This window comes from Mesorhizobium sp. WSM4806, assembly GCF_055811635.1.
The window spans coordinates 1-213 of record NZ_JBVVQZ010000097.1 but is presented as its reverse complement, the minus strand read 5'-3'; the positions used below and the strand labels follow the sequence as shown (position 1 = coordinate 213).

General features: G+C 62.9%; 1 pseudogene. It reads right to left on the bottom strand.

What is annotated here, in order from left to right:
• A pseudogene (locus AC0L2M_RS34715) lies at positions 1-213 on the bottom strand (IS6 family transposase); the annotation flags it as partial.

Below are 213 nucleotides of genomic sequence, written 5' to 3'. Positions count from 1 at the left end.
GCACATGTGAATTCTCGGCGCGGTTGTTCCGGTGCGCCGCACCATAGGAGCGCAGCTTGTCGGTGATCCTCCGCTTCGGAGCGGTGCCCTCAGAAACTGGGTCAGCACTGCCTGGCTGCCTTGGTGTTGCGGCGGTTTTGAACCAGTGTTTCCGGCGATGGTGATGACCACCTCGTCCAGATGCCACACGTCGTCCGGCTGGGCCTCTTGCGG